Here is a 15,410-nt window from a genome sequence, read left to right as displayed (position 1 = left end):
ATGGCGACGCGGATGCTGCGACGCGGTCTGCCGCGTGTGCCGGGCGGGGAGCCGTGGCCGCCGGCCGCTGCTGTGGTGTCGGATGCTGTGGTGCCTGAGGACGCGGTGTCGGATGCTGTGGAACCGTCGGTGGCTCCGGTCGTGCCCGCCGTCGCCGATCCCGCCGCCGCGACGGTGACCACGGATGCTGTCGCCGACGCGGAGGGAGTCGCGGCGCCAGTCGTCCTGGCTCCTGCAGCTGCGGTCGGCGCCGTGGCGAGCGGAGAGTCGCACATCCGTCGTGGGTTGCCGCGCGTGCCCGGTGGAGAGCCGTGGCCCCCGGCTGACGGTGCTCCCGCGCTGGCGACGGCCACGGCTGCCCCGCAGGTGACGCCTGTCGTCCCCGCGTCGGCCGCGGCCACGACCGCGGCGGCGACCGCGGCGGCGACGGTCGCCGAGGGTGCTGCTGCCGCCGGCGCCGACCCTGCTGCCGGTGCGGCCGACCCGCAGGGCGCTCCTGCTGCCCAATCGCAGGCCGCGTCTGCCGGCGGTGTCCGTCGCGGCCTGCCGCGTGTCGTCGGCGGCGATCCGTGGCCGCCGGCAGACACCGTGCCGACCGCCCCGGCGACGACTCCTGCCACCTCCGTCGCGGTCGAGAGTGCGGCGGCTACGCCCGTCCAGCCCGCAGTCGTCCAGCCCGCTGTCGCCGAGTCGCCCGCAGCTTCGGTCGCCCCGGAGCCCGCAGCCCAGGCCTCCGCCTCCGCCCCCTCTGCCGTCGTCCCGGTGCTCGCCGACCTCGACACCCCGCTGCCCTGGACCCGCACCGTGTGGAACGGTCGCGCGCCACGACGGGTCACCGAGGCTCCGGCATCCGCTTCGGCCTCGGGTCGCCCGCGTCCGACCTGGCCCCAGGCCATCGCCGTGCTGTTCGGCGCCGCGGCGCTCGGGGTGCTGGCGGGCGCCGCCATCGCCTTCGTGCGAGCGCTCCTGAGCTTCCCGTTCATGCAGGACTTCCTCGCGGCGTTCCCCGGTGAGTACGAGCCGGCGATCGCGGTGGAGCCCGGCTTCGCGCCGTGGGCCAACTGGGCGCACTTCTTCAACATGTTCCTGATCGTGCTGATCATCCGTTCGGGCCTGCAGGTGCGCACCGAGAAGCGGCCGACGGTGTTCTGGACGCCTCGGGGAAATGCGAAGGGCAAGATCAGCCTGAACCTCTGGTTCCACCAGGCGCTCGACATCCTGTGGCTGGTGAACGGCGTGGCCTTCGTCGTGCTGCTGTTCGTCACGGGGCACTGGGTGCGCATCGTGCCGACGAGCTGGGAGGTGTTCCCGAACGCGCTGTCGGCGGCGCTGCAGTACGTCTCGTTCGACTGGCCGCACGAGAACGGCTGGAACAACTACAACAGCCTGCAGCAGCTCGCCTACTTCGCGACCGTGTTCCTCGCTGCGCCTCTCGCCGCGGTCACCGGGTTCCGCATGTCCGGACTGTGGCCGAAGAAGGCCGAGAAGCTGTCGAAGGCGTACCCGGTGGAGTGGGCGCGTGCGCTGCACTTCCCGGTCATGCTCTACTTCGTGGCGTTCATCATCGCCCATGTCGCGCTCGTGATGCTGACCGGGTTCCTGCGCAACCTGAACCACATGTTCGCGTCGCAGGACGCGGTCACCTGGACCGGGTTCTGGGTGTTCATCCTCTCGCTCGTGGTGATCGCCCTCGCCTGGGTGGCCGCCCGACCGCTCGTGCTGGCGCCGATCGCGAAGGTGTTCGGCAAGGTCTCGGGGCGCTGACATGGTGGATGAGACCACACGGATCCAGGACTACTGGCGCGACGCGAGGATCGCGATGCCGGAGCTGCCGGAGAGGCTGCCCGAAGCCTGGGCGTTCGGTGCCACGCCGGAGCACGCCGACGAGCTTCTGGAGCTGGTGCTCGCCGGGATCAAGGTGGGCACCGCCTCGTCGCTGTGGGACTACGAGCAGAGCGGAGACCCGCTGCCGGTCGTCGGTGAGCTGAGCATCATCCTCGACGGAGCGGGTGCGCCGCGGGCGGTGATCGAGACCGCGGCGATCGACGTCGTGCCCTTCGACGAGGTCGACGAGGCGCACGCATTCGCCGAGGGCGAAGGCGATCGCTCCCTCGCACACTGGCGAGAGGTGCACGAGCGGTACTGGCGCCGGCACTCCGAGAACCCGCGCGGCTACGCGCCGGACATGCCGGTCGTCTGCGAGCGGTTCCGGTTGCTGCTCCCGGCCGCCCCCGCTACTGCTCCTCGGCCCGGAAGCTGATCTTGTCAGTCCGCGAGCCGCCGTCATGGATCAGCGTGAACAGCAGTTCGGTCAGCCACGCGGCCGCCACGTAGTAGCCGGTCACGCCGGCCGCCACGGTCGCGGAGCTCAGAGGCGGGATGGTGATGGCGCCGGTGAGCGGACCGCTGAGCGAATCGAGCGTCGGTGTCACCTCGACCGACCAGGTCACCGTCAGCGGCGTCGTCCCGGTGTTCTCGATCACCGCCCCCGGCCAGGTGAACGTGGCGCCGACGACGCTCGCCGGTGCCATGTCCACGGTGAACTCCGCTCGGCGCGATGCGGCGGCGAGCGGTGTGGCGACCGCCGCGGCGATCACCGGCACGGACCATGCCGCGGCGCGCACCAGCGTCCGCCGCGTGACTTCGGTCGATGTCCCCTGCTGTTCCAAGCGATTCCCCCAACGTCTATGACCTTTGGCCATAGTTTCCATGACTTAAGGCTAGTCGACGACTCGCGTATGCGATGATCGGCGCACGCATCGAGAACGCCGCAGCGCACCCCACGAAAGGAAGAACATGGCAGAGGCATACATCGTCGACGCGGTCCGCTCACCCGTCGGCAGGCGCGGCGGCGCCCTCTCCGGCATCCATCCGGCCGACCTCGGCGCGCACAGTCTGACCGCACTCGTCGCGCGCACGGGCATCGATCCCGGCGCCGTCGACGACGTCATCTTGGGAACGATCGATGCGATCGGCGGGCAGGCGGGCAACGTGGCCCGCACCGCTCTGCTCGTGGCCGGATTCCCCGAGCACGTGCCAGGAGTGACGATCGACCGACAGTGCGGGTCGAGTCAGCAGGCTGTGCACTTCGCGGCGCAGGCGGTGATGAGCGGCACGAGCGACCTGGTCGTCGCCGGCGGGCTGCAGAACATGTCGCAGGTGCCGCTCACCGCGGCGGCGACCGTGGGGGAGGCGTACGGCTTCACGACTCCGTACGCGGAATCACCCGGCTGGCGTGCGCGCTACGGAGATCAGGAGATCTCGCAGTTCCGCGGCGCCGAGCTGATCGCCGAGAGGTGGGGCATCTCCCGCGAGGAGATGGAGCAGTTCGCCCTGGAAAGCCATCGCCGCGCGGCACAGGCGCAGGATGAGGGCCGCTTCGCGAACGAGATCGCACCACTGAACGGCCTCGACCACGATGAGGGCGTGCGCCGTGACACATCGTTGGAGCGGATGGCGGGCCTCGCGCCCCTCGCCCCGAACGGCCGGATCACCGCGGCGGTCGCTTCGCAGATCAGCGACGCATCCAGTGCCGTGCTCATCGCGAGCGAGCGCGCGGTGAAGGAACACGGACTCACTCCGCGCGCCCGCATCCATCACCTGTCCGTGCGGGGCGACGATCCCGTGCTCATGCTCACCGCGCCGATCCCCGCGACGCGGCATGCGCTGGAGCGCACGGGCCTGCGCCCGGAGGACATCGACCTCTTCGAGGTGAACGAGGCCTTCGCCGCGGTCGTGCTCGCCTGGATGCAGGAGACCGGGGTGCCGCACGACAAGGTCAACGTCAACGGCGGTGGCATCGCTCTCGGGCACCCGATCGGCGCGACCGGCACGCGTATCCTGTCGACCCTGCTCAACGAGCTGGAGCGCACGGGCGGGCGCTACGGTCTGCAGACCATGTGCGAGGGCGGCGGCGTCGCGAACGTGACGATCATCGAGCGTCTCTGACCGCGCAGCTCGAAACGAGAGCGGGCCGCCTCCCCGAAGGGAAGCGGCCCGACTCAGTCGAAGAGTGGATCAGGGTCGGACGAAGCGGACCTCGGTCAACGTCTCGCCGAGGAACGGCTCGGTGTGCGTCGCGCCGTCGAGGCGGAAACCGTTGCGCGTGTAGAAGCGGTGCGCGCGGGGGTTGTCCTCGGCGACCCAGAGGTACAGCGGCTCGTCGGTCTCGACCGCGGCGTCGAAAAGCTTCTGGCCGATGCCGGTGGAGTGGTACGCGTCGAGCAGGTAGATGAAGTACAGCTCGCGGAACGCCGGAGCATCCTTGTCGCGGGCGGGACCGGAGCCGACGAATCCGACGATCTCGCCGTCGACGAGCGCGGCGTTCATCTTGAACTCGGGGCCCTGCGAGGCCCAGTGCGTCCACAGCTCGGCCATGCGGCGGGGCGAGACCTTCTCGAGCGCAGCCTTGCTGATCAGGTGGTCGTAGGTCTCGTGCCAGCACTGCGCGTGCACGCGACCGAGGGCTTCCGCATCCACATCACGGACCGGACGGACGATGACTTCAGGCTGGGCTTCGGCGCTCATGATCGTGACTCTACGCGCGGCATCCGCGAAGCGGAAATCGGGTGGATGTTCGATGACACTCGACGTGCCGGCCTGGAGGGTTTGTACAACGATGTTCGCAGATCGTGCACGCCTGGCTACGATCGTTCCTCGTGAACGTGATCTGGCGGACCCTCCTGGTGATCCTCGGCGCCCGGCGCCGCGTGCGGCGGGGGAAGACCCTCGACCCGACGGCGGTGGGCAGCATCACCATCACCACCCTGCCGACCGACCTCGACATCCTGCGCCACATGAACAACGGTCGCTACCTGTCGCTGTTCGACCTCGGACGCTGGGACCAGCTCATCCGCACCGGGCTGTTCGACGCGATGAAGGATCGCGGCTGGTACGCGGTCGTCTCCAGCGAGACGATCACGTTCCGCAAGTCGCTGCAGCTGTGGCAGCGGTTCGAGGTGCAGTCGCGGTTCATCGGCCACGACGAGAAGGCGCTGTTCCTCGAGCACCGCGCCGTGGTCGACGGCGAGGTCTACGCCCGGGCGATCGTGCGGGCGCGGATGCTGCGCCGCACCGGCGGCACGGTCAGCAACGAAGAGCTGTTCGCCGCGGTCGGCAAGCCCGAGGGCGTGCCGGAGATCGATGCGTGGGTGCACGACTGGGCCGCGGCATCCGCCCTCCCGCCCGTGCGGGTGAAGGCGCCGAGCGTCTGGGGCTGACGCCGTCCTCAGCGCCTCGCACGAGCAGCGATATATTGACCGTGTGCTGGCGATCCTGAAGACCACCGGGCGCGTGCTGTGGAGACACTGGCCCGCGCTCATGGCGTGGTATCTCGCCGGCGTGCTGGTGCACTATGTGATCACCGAGATCGCCGGGTTCATCGGCGCCTACTCCGCAACCCTCGGGTTCCTCGTCCTGCCGATCGGGATCCTCGCGCGGTTGATCAGCCTGGTCGCGATGTTCCTGGTCCTGCGCGACGGGCTGCGCAACCTGCAGGAGGTCGCCCCGCTGCCTGAGGCCGCCGCGGACCGCCGCCGCACCTTCCTCTCGGCGCTGCTCGCCGGCATCCTCCCCTTCTTCGCGGTCTACTGGGCGCAGGGGCTGCTGGGCGAAGATGTGCGGGCGTACTCGATGCGCGCTCTCGAGGTGCGGCAGGGCATCATCGCGTGGGCGGCTGTCAACGGCGACGATCCGGTGAGCTCGATCGACACCGTGCTCAACCTGCCGATCAACGTGTGGACCATCTCGATCATCGTGCTCGCGTTCGCCGGCCGCTGGGCGTGGTCGAAGTGGTCGGCGACGCTCGCGAAGTGGCTGTCGCCGGTCGCGGTCTACTTCGAGGTCGTCTGGGTCTTCTTCTCGGTGATGGTGCTCGGCGACATCTTCGACACGATCAAGGCGTGGGTGGACAGCCGTGCGGCCATGGCCTTCCTCGAGACGGTCAGGGAGCAGGTCCTGGACGCCGTCGCCCCGCTGCGCTGGCTGTGGGAGGGCATCGGCTGGCTGCTCTCCGAGGCGGGGCCGGTGCTCCTCGCTCCGCTGGCGTGGCTCACCATCGCGGGTGTGGTGTTCGGCCAGGCGATCGTGGCCGAGAAGCTGCGGGTGGAGAGCGAGCTGATCGCCCGGGTCCGTGCCCACGCGGCCGTCATCCCCAACCCGCTCGTGCGCCGGCTCAAGGACCTCGGCGAAGAGCTCGGTGCCCGCTTCCGGCCGATCGGACGGGCGCTGCTGCTCATGTGGCGCGCGGGACCACTGCTCGTCGGCTCCTACGCGCTGCTCTACGTGATCGTGAAGGCGCTCGAGTCCTATCTCGGCTTCGGCATCACCCGGTTGGTCGGCCCGCAGGACTACGTTTTCTGGGCGATCGCCGCACCGCTCGTCTCGCTCGTGCCGCTCCTGCTCATGGAGCCGGTGCGGATCGCGGTGATCAGCGGTGCGTACGATGCCACCCTCGCGCGGCTGCGCAAGCGCCAGCAGGACCGCACGGACACGGCGGGCGTCTCGACGGAGGAGGGTGAGATGCGCGCGGTCGCCGATGCCGCAGGCCTCCTGCCCTCGTCGGTGGATGCCGTCGCCGCCGCGATGGTCACCGCCCCCGCCAGGGACGGCGTCGAAGGTCAGGGTTCGAACTCGAATCTCACGAAGGAGCCGCCGGCGTCGTAGGGGCGCACGTCGACCCAGAAGGGGCCCTCGACATCCTCGGGCACCACGAACGGCACGATCAGCTCGTACGAACCGGTCTGCGAACCGAGGCAGAGCTCCGGTTCCTCCGCGCTCGAGTCCAGGCCGATCTCCGCACGGACGGGACTCCACTCGCGTCCGGTCGACTGCTCCACGAGCGTCGGCGTCTCGCACGCGACCCCTTCGGCACCCGCATTCACGGGCACCCCGACCGCGATCAGGCGCGTGCCGTCCGGGACGTCGAGACCCGAGAGATCCTCGATCTCGCCGCCGCGCACCGGACCCCATCCGGCGCCGGCGAGATCCGTCGTCTCGTCTTCGGTGACCACCACCGGCGTGACCGCGCGGGCGCCGAATCCGAAGTACTGGTACCACTCCTGCCACCCGACCGCGATGGCGGTCGCCGGCAGAAGGAGGACGAGCGCGACCAGCGCCAGAGTGTTGCGACGCCACCAGGAGGGCGGCTTCGCCGGCGCATCCGCCGTCTTCGGGGCTTCGCGAGGTGCGGGCGTGACGGGTGGGAGAGGAATCGTCATTGGGCCCATCCGTTCTCGTCGAGGAGCACCTCGGCTTCGACGGGCAGCGCGGCGAGGTCGATCGGCAGGTCGATCACGGCATCGCGCACCACCTCGCCGACCCCGGACCCCGGCACCCCCAGACGGAGCGTCGCCCGATCGCCGGTCACGTCGTCCGGCAGCTCGAACGCGAGGCTCCCGGAGCGGGGGACGCCGGTGACAAGCCGTTCCGCGGCGAACGTCGTGCCGCGATCCGTTGCGCTGAACGTGCGGTCGCCGATCGTGAGCTCCGCGAGTCTGGACGAGCTCAGATCCTGAGTCACGCCGGTGGCGGCCTCGAGGTCGACGACGAGCCAGGTGCCGTCGGCCGACCAGCCTTTCGCATCCGTCACCCGGTCGGCGAGGCGCACGTCGGTCACGGTCGCGACCAGGTTGCGCGTCGAGGCCTCCTCGCCGATCTTCGCGACCGTGGGGAACGGGGCGTTCGGGGCGTCGTCGGGAAGCGTCGCCTTCGAGACGCCCCACGCGCAGACGAGGAGCGCGACGGTGGCGAGCCAGATGAGGACGTGCTTCTTCACGGGAGCGTCACCTCGTCGATGGTCGCCGGCAGGGTCGCTCCGACGCGGACGTCCTGCCAGTAGTCGCCGCGCATCACGCTCTGCCCGACGTAGTGGTCCGACTCGGGGAGGGTGAGGGTGATCTCATCGCCGTCGTGGAAGTCGTCGGGCCCGACGGTCCAGGTGAGCAGCACGCGGGCGGGGACGTCGGGCTGCAACCGGGGTGCGCGCTCGCCGTCGTCGGCACGGAGGACGTCGCCCTTCTCGTCGAGCCCCTCGATGCGGATGCCGTCGACGACCGGGGATTGCGGGGGATTCGCCGTCGACGGTCGCGGCTTGTCGAACGTGTTGGTGACGTCGACCGTGACGACCAGGATTCGCTCGCCCTTCTCCTCGTCCGGGAAGACCAGGGTCTGGCCGCTCTCAGCGCTCAGCTCGTCGCGCAGCTCCACGCCGACGACGGTCATCTCCAGATCCGAGCCCGCGAAGGTCTCGCCGACCTCGACGACCGGGATCGGATCGACCGCTGCGGCCTCGAGTCCGCCGAACACGGCGGTGGTCGCCAACAGCACCGCGCCGGCGCTGGTGATGAGCCACGACGTCGGGATCAGGTCGATGCTGCGTCGTGCCCAACCGAGGACCTTCGCACGCGCGCTCGCATTCGTCGCGGTGACGGCCGGATCCTGCCCCTGGGCGGGGCTCTCCGGCGGCGTCGTGGTCACGGCAACAGCTTAGGACCGTGCGCGCGCCGGATCGCTCCTCCGCTTTCCACAAGAACGACACATCTTTCCGCGTCATGCGGGCGCAGGACGAGTAGTTCCGGCGCGCGCCTCAGTACTCTGAGCGGGAAGTCAGGGGCAGAGGCGCCCCGGTGATCCCGTCGACGCAGACGGGCGGAGGAGGATGCAGTGGCAGTCATCGGCATCGTGCGGGAGCCTGCGGGCGAAGCACGGGTCTCGGCCACCCCGGCGACGACCTCGTCGCTCGGGAAGCTGGGTCACACGGTCAGGGTCGAGCGGGGAGCAGGCGCGGCCGCCTCATACCCCGACACGGAATACGCGGCGGCGGGGGCGACACTCGTCGACCGTGCGGATGCCTGGGGGAGCGGGGTCGTCCTCGCCATCACGGCGCCCGGCCCCGACGAGATCGCGCTCCTGTCCGATGGTGCGACGCTGATCGCGCTGCTCTCGCCCGCGCTCCGCCCCGACCTGGTCGAGTCGCTCGCCCAGCGCGGCATCACCGCGCTCGCGCTCGACGCCGTGCCCCGCATCTCGCGCGCGCAGTCGATGGACGTGCTCAGTTCGATGGCGAACATCGCCGGGTACCGCGCCGTGGTCGAGGCCGCGCACGAGTTCGGCCGCTTCTTCACGGGACAGGTGACCGCCGCGGGCAAGGTGCCGCCGGCGAAGGTGCTGGTCGCGGGTGCCGGAGTCGCCGGGCTCGCAGCCATCGGCGCTGCGTCGAGTCTGGGCGCCATCGTGCGGGCCACCGATCCGCGCCCCGAGGTCGCCGACCAGGTCACCTCGATCGGCGGCACGTATCTTCCGGTCGACGTCGAGGTCGCCGCCTCCACCGACGGCTACGCCAAGGCGACCAGCGCGGACTACGACCGCCGAGCCGCCGAGATCTACACCGAGCAGGCCGCCGACGTCGACATCATCATCACGACCGCGCTCATCCCCGGGCGCGCGGCGCCTCGCCTCATCACGGCATCCGATGTCGCGCAGATGAGGCCGGGCAGCGTGATCGTCGACATGGCTGCGGGTCAGGGCGGCAACGTCGAGGGCTCGGTCGCGGGCGAGCGGATCGTCACCGACAACGGCGTGATCATCCTCGGCTACACCGACCTCGCATCGCGCTTGGCGGCCCAGGCCTCGCAGCTCTACGGCACGAACCTCGCCAACCTCGTCGCCCTGCTGACTCCCGCGAAGGACGGGCGGCTGGTGATCGACTTCGACGACGTCGTGCAGCGCTCGGTCACCGTCGTGCGCGACGGGGAGGTCACCTGGCCGCCACCCGCCGTGCAGGTCGCGGCCGCCCCCGCGGCGAAGGCTGCGGCGGCCCCGGTCGAGGTCGCGCCGCCGAAGAGGATGTCCACCGCGCGCCGCGTCGGCCTGATCGTGGTCGGCATCGCCGCCCTGTTCGCCGTGAACGCGTTCGCCCCGGCCCCGCTGCCACAGCACTTCACGGTGCTGGTGCTCTCGGTCGTGATCGGCTTCTACGTCATCGGCAAGGTGCACCACGCGCTGCACACCCCGCTCATGTCGGTGACCAACGCCATCTCCGGCGTCATCGTGGTCGGCGCGATGCTGCAGATCACCTCGCCGCTGCCGGTCGTGCAGGTGCTCGCCGCTGTGGCGGTGCTGCTGGCCTCCATCAACATCTTCGGAGGGTTCGCGGTCACCCGCCGGATGCTCGCGATGTTCACCCTCGGGAATTCAGCGAAGGGCGGCCGGAAGTGACCGTCGACGCGCTCGCCGGGGCGGCCTACATCGTCGCCGCCCTGCTGTTCATCCTCAGCCTCGCTGGCCTCAGTCGCCACGAGTCCGCCCGTGCCGGCGTGGTCTATGGCATCGCCGGCATGACCATCGCGCTGGTCGCGACCCTCGCCCTCACCGTGGCGGATGCGTGGAGCACCGGCGCGTTCCTCGGACTCGGGCTGCTCGTCGCCGCGGTGCTCATCGGCGCAGCCATCGGCCTGTGGCGGGCGCGGAGGGTCGAGATGACCGGGATGCCGGAGCTCATCGCGCTCCTGCACAGCTTCGTCGGACTCGCGGCCGTGCTCGTGGGCTGGAACGGCTACGTCGCACATCCGGAGATCGCTCCCGAGCTCGTCGGCATCCACGACGCCGAGGTCTTCATCGGCGTCTTCATCGGCGGGGTCACGTTCACCGGCTCGATCGTCGCCTACCTGAAGCTGTCGGCGAAGATGTCGTCGAAGCCGCTCATGCTGCCGGGCAAGAACGGGCTGAACATCGGGGCGCTCGTCGCGTTCGTCGCGCTCACCGTGTGGTTCGTGAACGACCAGCAGCTGTGGCTCCTGATCGCGGTCACCGTGCTCGCCTTCGGGCTCGGCTGGCACCTGGTCGCCTCGATCGGCGGCGGAGACATGCCGGTGGTCGTCTCGATGCTCAACAGCTATTCCGGGTGGGCGGCGGCCGCAGCCGGCTTCCTCCTCAACAACGACCTGCTCATCGTCACGGGTGCGCTGGTCGGATCGTCGGGTGCGTACCTCTCCTACGTCATGTGCAAGGCCATGAACCGCTCGTTCCTCTCGGTGATCGCCGGCGGATTCGGGATCGCGGCACCGACTGCGGACGACACCGAGTACGGCGAGCATCGCGAGATCACCGCCGAGGGCGCGGCCGAGATGCTCGTCGCGGCGAGCAGCGTCGTGATCACGCCCGGCTACGGCATGGCGGTCGCTCAGGCGCAGTACCCGGTGGCCGACCTGGTCCACAGGCTCCGTGAGCGGGGAGTGGACGTGCGATTCGGCATCCATCCGGTGGCGGGCCGTCTCCCCGGGCATATGAACGTTCTGCTGGCCGAGGCGAAGGTGCCGTACGACATCGTCCTGAGCATGGACGAGATCAACGACGACCTCGCGTCGACCGCGGTCGTGCTCGTGATCGGCGCGAACGACACCGTGAACCCGGCCGCCGCGGAAGACCCGGGGAGCCCGATCGCGGGGATGCCGGTGCTCAAGGTGTGGGAGGCCGAGAACGTCATCGTGTTCAAGCGCTCGATGGCCGCCGGGTACGCGGGCGTGCAGAATCCGCTGTTCTTCCGCGACAACGCGCAGATGCTGTTCGGCGACGCGAAGCAGCGGGTGGAGGACATCATCGCCGCGCTGTAGTTGTCCCCTCGTGCTCACCCTGTTCCGGTCGCACTTGCTGTCGCTTCGCACGCCAGAAAGCGACAGGAAATGCGACCGGAACGGAACGAGCACGGGCGGCGCGGCGCGGAATCCGGCGCATCCAGACCTAGGGTGAAAGTCATGGCTGACATCCCGGCGGATGCCGTGGCATCCGCACCCCTCGCAGACCGTGCCGTCGAGCTTGCTCGGCGGTGGGCGATCGAGGCCGCCGCGATCGAACCCGACCCCGCTGCCGCCCGTCTCGCCGGAGTGCTGCAGGATGCGAACGGGCTGCCGTTCACGCTCGGCTTCGTCGACGGCGTCATGCGCCCGGAGAGCCTGGCGGCCGCGGCCTCGCAGCTGCATCGGATCGCGCCGATCGTGCCGGAGTTCCTGCCCTGGTACCTGCGCTCGGTGGTGCGTCTCGGGGGAGGGGTCGCCCCGATACTGCCGTCGCCGGTCGTGCCGATCGCGCGGAAGGTGCTCCGTGACATGGTCGGGCACCTCGTGGTCGACGCGCGACCCGCCAAACTCGAAGCCGCCATCGCGCGCATCAAGACCACGGGCTCGCGCCTGAACCTCAACCTGCTCGGTGAGGCCGTGCTGGGGGAGGCCGAGGCGAAGCGCCGCCTCGACGGCATCCACGACCTGATCCGACGACCGGATGTCGACTACGTCTCGGTCAAGGTGTCGGCCATCGTCAGCCACCTGTCGATGTGGGCGTTCGACGAGATCGTCGACGAGGTGGTGGAGCGGCTGCTCCCGCTGTATCTGACGGCCGCGGCGGACGGCACCTTCATCAACCTCGACATGGAGGAGTACCGCGACCTCGACCTGACGATCGCGGTGTTCACGCGCATCCTCGAAGACCCTCGGCTCGCCGGGCTCGAGGCCGGGATCGTGCTGCAGGCGTACCTGCCCGACGCCCTGCCCGCCCTGCAGGAGCTCACCGCCTGGTCACAGGACCGCGTCGCGCACGGCGGCGCCCGCATCAAGGTGCGCCTCGTCAAGGGCGCGAACCTCGCGATGGAGCAGGTCGAGGCGCGGATGCACGGCTGGACGCCCGCGACCTATGACACCAAGCTCGACACCGACGCGAACTATCTGCGCTGCCTGGACTGGGCTCTGCGCCCCGAGCATGCCGCCGCCGTGAAGCTCGGCGTCGCCGGACACAACCTGTTCGGCATCGCCTACGCCTGGCTGCTCGCCGGGGAGCGCGGCGTGCGCGAGGCCGTCGAGTTCGAGATGCTCCTGGGCATGGCGCAGGGGCAGGTGCAGGCCGTCTCGCGCGAGGTCGGGCCCGTGCTGCTGTACGTGCCCGTGGTGGCGCCCGCCGAGTTCGACGTCGCGATCAGCTATCTGGTGCGGCGGCTCGAGGAGAACGCCTCTCCGGACAACTTCCTCTCCGCCGCGTTCCGGCTCGGGGATGACGAGGCCCTGTTCGTGCGCGAGCAGGATCGGTTCCTCGACGCACTCGACCGCTCGGACGATCCCACGCTGCGGACCGGACCGCGTCGCACGCAGGATCGGAGCGCGCCGGTGCACGAAGCGCTGCGTCCCTCGCCCGTGGCACCGCTGCCGGAGACCGACCTCACCCAGGCCGTGCTCGGCATCTCGCGCGGCTCCGAGGACGGCGGCGGTCGCGAGGCCTTCCTCGAGACGGCGGTGTATTCCGCCCGCGAGCTGGAGCAGGATGCCGGTGGTGCTCCGGGCTTCTCGAACTCGGTCGACAGCGACCCGGCGCTGCCGGTGAACCGCGACTGGGCGCGCGGGGTGCGGGAGCGCATCGCCTCGTCCGACCTCGGTGCCGACACGGTCGCGGCCGCGCGCATCGAGGATGCGGAATCCCTCGAGCGGACCGTGCAGGGGGTCCGCGGTGCGGCTCCGGCCTGGGGTGGGCGCCCCGCCGCAGAACGCGCCGAGGTGCTGCTGCGCGCCGCGGCCGCGCTGGAGGCCCGACGCGGCGACCTGATCGAGGTCGCCGCCTCCGAGACCGGCAAGATCTTCGCCGAGGCCGACCTCGAGGTGAGCGAGGCCGTCGACTTCGCCCGGTACTACGCGGCCACCGCGCGCGAGCTCGATGCGATCGCGGGCGCGGTGTTCGTGCCGGCATCCATCACCGTCGTGGCGCCGCCCTGGAACTTCCCGCTCGCGATCCCGGCCGGCGGAGTGCTCGCCGCGCTCGCCGCCGGTTCGGGCGTGGTCTTCAAGCCGGCCCCGCAGGCCCGCCGCTGCGCCGCGGTGATCGCGGAGACACTGTGGGAGGCGGGCATCCCCCGCGACCTGCTCGCGCTGGTCGACATCGAAGAGGGCGAGCTCGGCCGCGAGCTCATCACCCACGACGCGGTCGACCGCGTGATCCTCACCGGGGCGTGGGACACCGCCGCGCTGTTCCGCTCCTGGCGACCCGACCTGCCGCTGCTCGCCGAGACCAGTGGCAAGAACGCGATGATCATCACCCCGTCGGCCGACCTCGACCTGGCCGTCGCCGACCTGGTGAAGAGCGCCTTCGGGCACGCCGGTCAGAAGTGCTCGGCCGCGTCTCTCGCGATCCTCGTCGGTCCGGTCGGTCGGTCGCCGCGGTTCAAGCGTCAGCTCGCGGATGCCGTGCGCTCGCTGCACATCGGCCCGCCCACCGATCCGCTCGCCGAGGTCGGCCCGGTGATCGAGCCGCCGCAGGGCAAGCTCGCCTGGGCGCTGAGCGAGCTCGAGGGCGAGGAGCAGTGGCTGATCGAGCCCGCCCTCGACGCCGGAGACGACGGCAGCGGGCGGCTGTGGCGGCCCGGCATCCGTGTCGGCGTGCAGCCGGGGTCGCGCTTCCACACCGAGGAATTCTTCGGGCCGGTGCTCGGCATCATGCATGCACCGACCCTCGAGAAAGCCGTCGAGCTGCAGAACGCCGTCGCCTACGGGCTCACCGCCGGGCTGCACACGCAGGATCCGGACGACCTCGCCTTCTGGCTCGACCGCGTGCAGGCGGGCAACCTCTACGTGAACCGCGGCATCACGGGAGCGATCGTGCAGCGGCAGCCGTTCGGCGGCTGGAAGCGCTCGGCAGTCGGACCAGGCGCCAAGGCGGGCGGCCCGAACTACCTGATCGGGCTCGGGTCCTGGCGCTCGCAGCCGGGCGGACCGGCATCCAGCACCCTGCATCTGCGTGGGCTCGACTCCCGCATCACCGCGCTCATCGAGTCGGCGCAGTCGTCGCTGGAGTACGAGAAGTTCGAGTGGCTACGGCGCTCGGCGCTCTCGGATGCCCTGGCCTGGGACCGCGAGTTCGGGCAGGTGCGCGACGTGTCGCACCTCGGGGTGGAGCGGAACCTCTTCCGGTACCGTCCGGTGCCGGTCGAGATCCGGGCGACGGAGGATGCGGCGCTGCAGGATCTGCTGCGCGTGGTGATCGCGGGCGTGCGCTCGGGAGCGGACTTCGTGCTCTCGACGCCGGTGGGCCTGCCTGGCGACGTGCGCCGCGCGCTCGGCGACCTCGACGCCGCGGTCTTCCTCGAGACCGATGAGGAGTGGATGCAGCGGATGCTCCGCGCGGAGGATGCCGCCGAGGGCGTCGCCGCACTGCCCGTGAGCGACCGGGTGCGACTGGTCGGCGGTCGCGCTGCGGTCGCCGCGCTGCACACGGCCTTGGCCACGGCATCCGGGGGTGATCCCGACCTCGCGGTGTACGACGGCGAGGTCACAGCGGCCGCCCGCATCGAGCTGCTGCCGTTCGTGCACGAGCAGTCGATCTCGATCACCGCGCACCGCTACGGCAACCTCGATCCCTGGAGCAGCGACGTGATCTGAGGT

13 protein-coding genes are annotated in these 15,410 nt (G+C 70.5%); 8 read left to right on the top strand and 5 right to left on the bottom strand.

Going from position 1 to position 15,410, the window contains the following annotated elements; translation table 11 throughout:
- Window positions 1-1,764 carry a cytochrome b/b6 domain-containing protein gene (locus ACFC14_RS03280; protein WP_376101199.1) on the top strand — a complete coding sequence of 588 codons (1,764 nt, stop codon included), beginning with the start codon at window positions 1-3 and terminating at the stop codon, window positions 1,762-1,764.
- Between the two features lies 1 nt (window position 1,765).
- Window positions 1,766-2,260, top strand: a complete 495-nt coding sequence (locus ACFC14_RS03275) for an ASCH domain-containing protein (RefSeq protein ID WP_376101198.1) — start codon at window positions 1,766-1,768, stop codon at window positions 2,258-2,260.
- Here ACFC14_RS03275 and ACFC14_RS03270 read toward each other — a convergent pair.
- Window positions 2,235-2,669, bottom strand: a complete 435-nt coding sequence (locus tag ACFC14_RS03270; RefSeq protein WP_376101197.1) for a hypothetical protein — start codon at window positions 2,667-2,669, stop codon at window positions 2,235-2,237. The two genes, ACFC14_RS03275 and ACFC14_RS03270, sit on opposite strands and share 26 nt — an antisense overlap.
- 127 nt (window positions 2,670-2,796) lie before the next feature.
- On the opposite strand from ACFC14_RS03270, the gene ACFC14_RS03265 reads away from it, so the two are divergent.
- A complete protein-coding gene (locus ACFC14_RS03265) occupies window positions 2,797-3,948 on the top strand; it encodes an acetyl-CoA C-acetyltransferase (protein WP_376101196.1) in 1,152 nt (383 codons plus the stop codon).
- 69 nt (window positions 3,949-4,017) lie between these two features.
- Here ACFC14_RS03265 and ACFC14_RS03260 read toward each other — a convergent pair whose 3' ends face one another.
- Window positions 4,018-4,527, bottom strand: coding sequence for a GNAT family N-acetyltransferase (locus ACFC14_RS03260; RefSeq protein WP_168429446.1), 510 nt, complete (start codon window positions 4,525-4,527; stop codon window positions 4,018-4,020).
- Window positions 4,528-4,658: 131 nt separating this feature from the next.
- Here ACFC14_RS03260 and ACFC14_RS03255 point away from each other — a divergent pair, with 131 nt between their 5' ends.
- Together ACFC14_RS03255 and ACFC14_RS03250 are read left to right on the top strand one after the other, a co-directional pair.
- Window positions 4,659-5,219 carry an acyl-CoA thioesterase gene (locus ACFC14_RS03255; protein ID WP_105723880.1) on the top strand — a complete coding sequence of 187 codons (561 nt, stop codon included), beginning with the start codon at window positions 4,659-4,661 and terminating at the stop codon, window positions 5,217-5,219.
- Between the two features lie 43 nt (window positions 5,220-5,262).
- The gene (locus ACFC14_RS03250; protein ID WP_376101195.1) at window positions 5,263-6,663 is read left to right on the top strand and encodes a hypothetical protein; all 1,401 of its coding nucleotides are present in this window, start codon (window positions 5,263-5,265) and stop codon (window positions 6,661-6,663) included.
- On the opposite strand, the gene ACFC14_RS03245 is transcribed toward ACFC14_RS03250, so the two are convergent.
- The 3 genes from ACFC14_RS03245 to ACFC14_RS03235 are packed head-to-tail and all read right to left on the bottom strand — an operon-like array spanning window position 6,618 to window position 8,475.
- Window positions 6,618-7,217: a hypothetical protein gene (locus ACFC14_RS03245; RefSeq protein ID WP_376101194.1), complete on the bottom strand. Its 600-nt coding sequence runs from the start codon at window positions 7,215-7,217 to the stop codon at window positions 6,618-6,620. The two genes, ACFC14_RS03250 and ACFC14_RS03245, sit on opposite strands and share 46 nt — an antisense overlap.
- Window positions 7,214-7,774: a hypothetical protein gene (locus tag ACFC14_RS03240; RefSeq protein ID WP_376101193.1), complete on the bottom strand. Its 561-nt coding sequence runs from the start codon at window positions 7,772-7,774 to the stop codon at window positions 7,214-7,216. Before ACFC14_RS03240 ends, ACFC14_RS03245 begins: the two co-directional genes overlap by 4 nt.
- Complete coding sequence (locus tag ACFC14_RS03235) at window positions 7,771-8,475, bottom strand: hypothetical protein (RefSeq protein WP_376101192.1); 705 nt, start codon at window positions 8,473-8,475, stop codon at window positions 7,771-7,773. The genes ACFC14_RS03240 and ACFC14_RS03235 overlap by 4 nt, the downstream gene beginning before the upstream one ends.
- A gap of 186 nt (window positions 8,476-8,661) precedes the next feature.
- Here ACFC14_RS03235 and ACFC14_RS03230 point away from each other — a divergent pair, with 186 nt between their 5' ends.
- From ACFC14_RS03230 to ACFC14_RS03220, 3 genes are all read left to right on the top strand, one after another.
- The gene (locus tag ACFC14_RS03230; protein WP_376101191.1) at window positions 8,662-10,215 is read left to right on the top strand and encodes a Re/Si-specific NAD(P)(+) transhydrogenase subunit alpha; all 1,554 of its coding nucleotides are present in this window, start codon (window positions 8,662-8,664) and stop codon (window positions 10,213-10,215) included.
- Window positions 10,212-11,609 (top strand): Re/Si-specific NAD(P)(+) transhydrogenase subunit beta, encoded by a 1,398-nt coding sequence (gene pntB, locus ACFC14_RS03225; RefSeq protein WP_376101190.1) that lies wholly within the window; start codon window positions 10,212-10,214, stop codon window positions 11,607-11,609. Before ACFC14_RS03230 ends, pntB begins: the two co-directional genes overlap by 4 nt.
- A 141-nt stretch (window positions 11,610-11,750) precedes the next feature.
- Complete coding sequence (locus ACFC14_RS03220) at window positions 11,751-15,407, top strand: proline dehydrogenase family protein (protein WP_376101189.1); 3,657 nt, start codon at window positions 11,751-11,753, stop codon at window positions 15,405-15,407.
- Window positions 15,408-15,410 lie beyond the last annotated feature (3 nt).

The sequence above is a fragment of the Microbacterium sp. NPDC055988 genome, assembly GCF_042269505.1.
Classification (GTDB): Bacteria; Actinomycetota; Actinomycetes; order Actinomycetales; family Microbacteriaceae; genus Microbacterium.
This window is presented reverse-complemented; position numbering and strand designations above follow the sequence as displayed.

Coding starts and splice junctions, on each gene's coding strand:
- ACFC14_RS03220 (WP_376101189.1), top strand. CDS start 11,751: ATGGCTGACATCCCGGCGGATGCCGTGGCATCCGCACCCCTCGCAGAC.
- ACFC14_RS03265 (WP_376101196.1), top strand. CDS start 2,797: ATGGCAGAGGCATACATCGTCGACGCGGTCCGCTCACCCGTCGGCAGG.
- ACFC14_RS03280 (WP_376101199.1), top strand. CDS start 1: ATGGCGACGCGGATGCTGCGACGCGGTCTGCCGCGTGTGCCGGGCGGG.
- ACFC14_RS03260 (WP_168429446.1), bottom strand. CDS start 4,527: ATGAGCGCCGAAGCCCAGCCTGAAGTCATCGTCCGTCCGGTCCGTGAT.
- ACFC14_RS03275 (WP_376101198.1), top strand. CDS start 1,766: ATGGTGGATGAGACCACACGGATCCAGGACTACTGGCGCGACGCGAGG.
- ACFC14_RS03245 (WP_376101194.1), bottom strand. CDS start 7,217: ATGACGATTCCTCTCCCACCCGTCACGCCCGCACCTCGCGAAGCCCCG.